Annotated in this window: 6 protein-coding genes; 3 read left to right on the top strand and 3 right to left on the bottom strand. The window is 40.3% G+C overall.

The window, feature by feature from the left end; genetic code table 11:
• From Q0212_RS06945 to Q0212_RS06935, 3 genes are all read right to left on the bottom strand, one after another.
• The coding region (locus Q0212_RS06945; protein WP_297923923.1) for an AAA family ATPase at positions 1-2415 on the bottom strand (2415 nt) is incomplete at its 3' end.
• The gene (locus Q0212_RS06940; RefSeq protein ID WP_297923922.1) at positions 2412-3644 is read right to left on the bottom strand and encodes an exonuclease SbcCD subunit D C-terminal domain-containing protein; all 1233 of its coding nucleotides are present in this window, start codon (positions 3642-3644) and stop codon (positions 2412-2414) included. The genes Q0212_RS06945 and Q0212_RS06940, both read right to left, overlap by 4 nt.
• A gap of 39 nt (positions 3645-3683) precedes the next feature.
• On the bottom strand, positions 3684-4526 hold the full coding sequence (locus tag Q0212_RS06935) for a DNA-binding protein (protein WP_297923921.1): 843 nt from the start codon (positions 4524-4526) through the stop codon (positions 3684-3686).
• Positions 4527-4705: 179 nt separating this feature from the next.
• Here Q0212_RS06935 and Q0212_RS06930 point away from each other — a divergent pair, with 179 nt between their 5' ends.
• From Q0212_RS06930 to Q0212_RS06920, 3 genes are all read left to right on the top strand, one after another.
• Positions 4706-5602, top strand: a complete 897-nt coding sequence (locus Q0212_RS06930; protein WP_297923920.1) for an SDR family NAD(P)-dependent oxidoreductase — start codon at positions 4706-4708, stop codon at positions 5600-5602.
• Positions 5603-5767: 165 nt separating this feature from the next.
• Positions 5768-5995, top strand: coding sequence for a hypothetical protein (locus tag Q0212_RS06925; protein ID WP_297923919.1), 228 nt, complete (start codon positions 5768-5770; stop codon positions 5993-5995).
• A gap of 1 nt (position 5996) precedes the next feature.
• Positions 5997-6458: a hypothetical protein gene (locus Q0212_RS06920; RefSeq protein WP_297923918.1), complete on the top strand. Its 462-nt coding sequence runs from the start codon at positions 5997-5999 to the stop codon at positions 6456-6458.
• The last annotated feature ends 123 nt before the right edge of the window (positions 6459-6581 follow it).

Below are 6581 nucleotides of genomic sequence, written 5' to 3'. Positions count from 1 at the left end.
AAATACTTGATAAGCCTGTTCAAAAAGGTGGTATTGCTCTTTTAGCTGTTGGCCTTGTTGCGTCAGTTGTTGTTGACGAATTTCTATGGCTTTCTCAGTCTGTGTCAGCTGTTGTTGTGCAGACTGCCATTGCTGCTGTAGTTGTTGTTGCTGTAATTGCGCTTGCTTAAGTTGAGATTGCCATAATTGTTCAAACTGTTGGCTCGTTTGACCTGCTAATAATTGCTGATATTGCTCTTGTAACTGTTGTAACGCCACATATTGGTCACAGACCAAGACCAAACTATTGGCACATTGCTCCATCATTAAACAAGCCTCAACGGCTAAATGTGCTTGTTCACGTTGTTGTTGCAAGGTTTGTTGTTGCTGTAATTGTGTTGCCGTTTGTTTTAATTGCTGAGCAATTTGTTGTTGCTGCTGTTCTAACCACGGTAATTTTTGATTAATTGATAACTCAAGCCATGCAGCATAATGCTGTAATGTTGTTAAGGACTGCTCAGTTTGCTGTTGTAGTGCACTTAACTGCGTTAATTGTGTTTGAAGTTGTTGCAAACGATATTGCTGGTTAGCGATTGTTTCTTGTAAGCGGACAACAGCGAGTTGTTGCTGCTGATAGTGTTGTTGGCAGTTTCTAACTTGTTCTTGTAATACCAATAAAACATCGTCTAATTGCTTTTGGGCATCATGTTGTTGGTAGGGATGCTCTAAACCACCACAAACAGGGCAAGGCTGCTCAGCTTGCAGTTGGTCGCGTAGTTGTTGCACACTTTGACTACAGGCCAATTGCGCGGCTTGTAAGGCGTGTTGAGCCTGATTCAGTTGTGCTTGTAAGACAGGCAATTGTTGTTCATTGTGCTGCTGTTGTTGTTGCTCTTGAGCAATTGTTTGCAACAGTTGCTGTTGTTCTTGCCACAACTGTTGGCTTTGTTGCTGATAGCCCAGATATTGCTGCCAATGATGAATCGCTGCATCAAACACCCGCTGTTGCTCAGTCAATTGTTGATGTTGTTGCTGTAGCAGAGGGGCATTGATTTGCTGTAGTTGCGCCTGCAACACTTTAACCTGCTGTTTATGTTGCTCTTTAATGTGTTGAATACGTTGATTGGCCTGTTGTGCTAAAGACAAATTATGTTGTTGTTTGGCGGTGGATAATAATTGTTGAATGTGTGGCCATTCATCAATTTGCTGATAATTTTGTTGTTGCTTGAGTTGTTGACCATGAGCGGCCAACTGTTGCTGAGCCTGTTGTAATTGCTCTTGTGCATGAGCAATTGTAAAATCCAATTGTTTGGCCTGAGCCAAACGTGGTTGCTCATGTTGCCATTGTTGCTCCAATTGTTGGCTATTTAAGCTTTGCTGTTGAAAAGCCGTTTCACAGCTTTGTACGCTGTGTTGTTGTTGCTGTTGTTGGCCTTGTAATTGCAATAATTGTTGTTGTAATTGCTGTGTTTGCTGTTCCAGTTGCTGCTGTTGTTGCCAAATGGGTTTAATTGGCAATGCCGCTTGTACTTGCTGAACTAAAAACCAAGCGGACTCTTTTTGTTGCCATTGTTGCTCAACTTGCGCAAGTTGTTGTTGAGCAAGATCCAACTGTTGTTGTAATTGCTGTGCTGTTTGATGCCATTGTGCTTGCTGTTGAATTTGTGCTAATTGCTGTTGATCCAGTTGTGTTTTTTGTTCTAGGGCTAGATGTTGCTGCTCTAAAATTTGGCGTTGCTCAAGCGTTAAGGGCGGTTGTTGTTGCAGTTTTTGTTGAACAGCTACGAGCTTGTCTTTTTCTTCCTTGCTGCGTAAATGTGCCTTAATCGAAATTTGACTAAAATATTCTGTGCCTGTTAAGGCTTCTAACAACTCAGCACGTTCGTTATCATTGGCTTTTAAAAAGGCAAAAAACTCATTTTGTGCCAACAACACTGCACGATTAAACTCAGCAAACGACAATCCAATCTTTTTTTCAATTTCGGCTAAAACTTCGGTTTTTTTATGGCCAATGCTTTGTAAGTCGGGTAGGTGCTGCAAACTCATCGTTTCATTTTGCAATGCACCTGTTTGTTTATTGTGGGCGCGGCGTACACTCCATTTTGCGCGATATTGTTGATTATCACTGCCCAAAAAATCGACTTCGGCATATCCCTCAGTGCAACCCCTACGCAAAATATTTTTCGTTTCGTGAATGCCAATTTGTTGGCCTTCAATATCCGCTAACACACCTGATTGTGTGCTTACTTTATCCAAACGTGGCGTACGGTTATATAAAGCCAAACATAACGCATCCAGCAGGGTGCTTTTGCCTGCACCTGTTGCACCTGTAATGGCGAATAAACCCGAGGAATATAAAGGCTCTTGTTGAAAATCGACAACAAAATCACCCGCCAATGACGCTAAATTACGACCACGAATCGCTAAAATCTTCACTCTGTTTCTCCTTGTGATTCGCTAGCCAATAAATCTCTAAAAGCAGTTAATAATTGGCTATCTGGTTCATTTTGATAACGTTGTTGATACATACGTAAAAAAATATCTTCGGGTTGTAATTTACTGACATCTTCTAACAAAACATGATTAGTATTTGATTCGTTTTGTGTGGGGTAGGATGTTTCTATTTTGACCAAACGCACCGCTTTGTGTTCTAGCACCTGTTCAATTTTATGGCGTAAAGAAGGTTCTGGTTTATCAAGCAAAACACGTACTTGCAAATAGGGTTGTTGTTCTTCGGGCAATACAGACCAGTCTTGTTGTTCTAATAAAGCAAGCACTTCCGTCAAAGGCGCAGGCTTTTCGGGTAAACGTTGTAAAGCGACTGAGCGTGGAATTTTTATCGCGTTAATGTTAGACAGGGCTGTGCCTTGTAGCTCAAGCACAATGACTTGATGAGGGTAATGAATCTCTGAAAAAGACATTGGCAATGGCGAACCGCTATAACGAATATGTTCTGCACCGACTTGTTGAGCTAAATGCAAATGCCCCAAAGCCACATAAGCAATATCTTGATCAAAAATTTGGCTAGACAACATTTCAATGCCACCCATGACTAATTTTCGCTCAGAATCACTAGACACTTCGCCACCCAATAAATGGCAATGTCCCATGGCAATTAATGCTTGATGGGCTTGTTGTTTACTTTTAGCTAAGGCAGTGACTTGTTGATATAAAGCGTCTATGCCTGCTAAATAGGCATCAGTTGCACCTTCAACACGAGGGACATCATTAGGCCGCAAAAAGGGCACAGCTAAACACCATGCAGCAATATCACCTTGTTGATTATGTAAAGGCACGACTAGATTTTCTAAATTAATCTGTTGTTGTTGGCGCTGTACTTGGCCAATCACCGTCATATCAATAGCATTCAAAAAAGGCGTAGGTACTTCTAGGCGAGTTGGTGAATCATGATTACCTGCGGTAATCACCACCTGTAAATGTGGCGTATTGGCTTTTGCAGCACACAAAAACTTATAAAATTGTTGTTGCGCGCTCGAGGGAGGATTTGCGGTATCAAAAATATCACCCGCAATTAACAACACATCAATTTTTTCTTCAACTAACGTGGTTAATAGCCATTCTAAAAATTGTTGATGTTCATAATGGCGACTAAAACCGAAAAAATTCTGCCCTAAATGCCAATCAGACGTGTGTAATAGACGCATAAATTAACTCAAGCATAAAACAGAGGGTCGGGGTGAGGGTTAATAACGCTGTAATTTTGCTTTTAACGCATCACGTTTACTTAAACCAACATTCGCCGTTTGCCGTTTTAATAGGGCATTTTCTTGCAAAGTTGCTTCAAGTTGCTGTTGTAGTAAACGTAATTCATTTTGTGCTTGCAATAATTGCAAATCACTGTGCGACAAACGTATTTCGCAAGCTTGCAAATTTTGTTGATAAACCGCCAATTGTTGTTGGCTATTTGACTTGTATTCTAAAAAATCACGCTCAAGATGTTGATTTTTTTCGCTAAGTTGTTGCTCTTGATGTTGATATTGAGCTGCTAACAAGGCCATTTCTTTTTCTAATTGGTTTTTCTGTTGTTCAAAATCGCTGCTTTGCTGTTTAGATTGGCTGAGTTGTTGCTCAATTTGTTGGCGAAGTGCTATTTCGGTTGCTAATTGTGTTTGTAATAAGCGTTCGCTATTTTGGCTTTGAGTTAATTTTGCTTCTAAGGTTTGTACCAAGTTTTCGGCACGTTGTTGACGTTCTAACGCAGCAATTTTTAACTCTTCGGCCTTAATGACTTTGTCTTCGGCTTGTTGTTTAAAATCATTAAATGCCGCTTCACCTGCGACTAATGCTTGCTGCCATAAATGTTGCACAGAGCTAATAATTTCTTCAGGAATTTGTGCTTCAATTTGTTGTTGTAACGAGATTCTTTTGGCTAGCTGTTGCCACCATTCTTTTAGCGCATCATTAATTGTACCTGCACTGCCACGTTGGGTGATTTCACGAACATTTGCGACAGTAGGGCGCACACCTTGAGCCATTAATTCGTCAGCCGCTTGCCAAACAACTTCTTGGATAGATAAAGGACGCATGAGAATTCCCTAAAAGTATTTTTGTAATGTATATTATATTAAAAAGCCATTTAACGTAATAAATATAACGAAAAACCCGACAATTTTTGGCCTAAAATCACTATTTGGTCGGTCAATGCTTTGTGGCTTAAATAAGCATAGTTTTTTGTCAAACATAACCTTAAAAAAGGAATGACACCATGAATAATCCCAAACAACCACTCATCATTCGTTTGGCCTCAAAATTACTCAATCCACGTGGCCTAGATAAACCACAAAAACTACATGATGCTGTTAATAACAAACTTATTTTAATTACAGGCGCATCGTTTGGTATAGGTGAAGAAACCGCTAAACATTTAGCAAAAGCAGGGGCGATCGTGCTATTAGTGGCACGTAGTGCCGATAAACTTCAAGCCGTCGCTGACGATATTAATAAGGCAGGAGGCAGGGCGTTTATTTATCCCACTGATCTGAGTAAACCTGAACATGCAAAAGCGGTTGCCGAGCAAATATTAGCTGAGCATGGTCATGTTGATATTGTCTTAAATAATGCAGGCAAATCGATTCGCCGCTCCATTGCCATGTCAGAAAATCGCTTTCAAGATTTTGAACGAACCATGGCGATTAATTATTTAGGGCCCGTACAGTTAATTTTGGCGTTATTGCCGTCGATGCGAGCACGTAAATCAGGCCATATCATCAATATTTCAACATGGGGCGTAAAAATGCCTGCGGGTGGCCGTTGGGCAGCATACCAAGCTTCTAAAGGGGCATTTGATACATGGTTACGCAGTGTGTCTGTTGAAATTAAACAAGATGGTATCGCCACAACCTCTATTTATCCAGCCATTGTTTATACCCGCATGAGCGCGCCCACACCGTGGATGCACAAATTACCGGGTATGACTACTGAAGATGCCTCTCATGTCATTGAGCGTGCCATTATTGAAAAACCTTATGATATTTCACCTGAATGGTTGGGCATTGGCCAAGTAACATCGGTATTATTTCCAACACCTGTGCGCAAATATTTAGAATTTGTTTTTAAATTAAGCAAAGATAGTGAAGCCAGTATCAATAGTGCTAAACACTGATATTTAAAAGTTTTCTATTTGTCAAAGAAGTCAATGATTTTTGTCATTTAACTTGGCATAGTAGCTTGATAGAATAGTTAACTCCATCACCCGTCAACTACGCTCAGGCTGCATTTATGTCGGTTGAGCGTAGTCGAAACCTAAACAGTCCATAGAGTATCTGTTATGAGCCAACAACTTGCTTTAGAAAAGCTAGCTGCTACCTTAAAAACCTCAGCCAATCAAATAGAGGGATTAAATCGTTTGTCTGAAGCACAACTAAACACCTTAAATCAATATATTGAACAAGCACAACTCAAACAAAGAGAAACGCTAAACAATGCGATTGAGGAAGGCTTAAGTTATGTGCCAGCCTTGTTACGTGGTGCGGTAAAAGCGATTGTCAGAGGTTAATATGAGCAAGTTAGAAAGTAGCGCGGAAATTCAAAAAATAGGGCAGTTATTAGATGTTAAAGGTGATGATTTAAGCTTTTTACAGGATCTTCCTGTCAAAGAGCTCATTAATTTACGCGCTTTAACCACAGACAAACTTTTTAACGATGGCCGTAAACTATTTCAAAAATTAGCTTCAGCCAGCAAATTAATGCCTGCGGGCATTACCGCCAGTATTGGCGAAAAAGTCTTTGGCCCGATGTTGTGTGCACGTATTGCCAGTGAAATGCCTTATCAAAGAGCGGTTGAATTGGCACAAAAAATGAGTATTCCATTTTTGGGTAAAGTGACCTTAGAGCTTGATCCGCGTCGTGTTAAAGATATTATTGCCAATATGCCTTTAGACAGAATGCGTGCTGTGGCAAAAGAATTGTTAGCACATCGTCATTATATGATTATGGGCGGCTTTTCGTTGGTTTTATGAAGCCAGATAATTTGAAGATCATTTTAGACGATGTAGCCAATGAAGAAGCCTTATTACATATTGGTTTTTTTATTGAAGAAAAGCATATTGTCAGTGAAATAATGCGGATGTTACCCAAAACAC

The organism is uncultured Agitococcus sp., from assembly GCF_937920075.1.
Classification (GTDB): Bacteria; Pseudomonadota; Gammaproteobacteria; order Pseudomonadales; family Moraxellaceae; genus Agitococcus.
The sequence above is the reverse complement of the archived record's forward strand: the minus strand, read 5'-3'. Positions and strand labels throughout refer to the sequence as shown.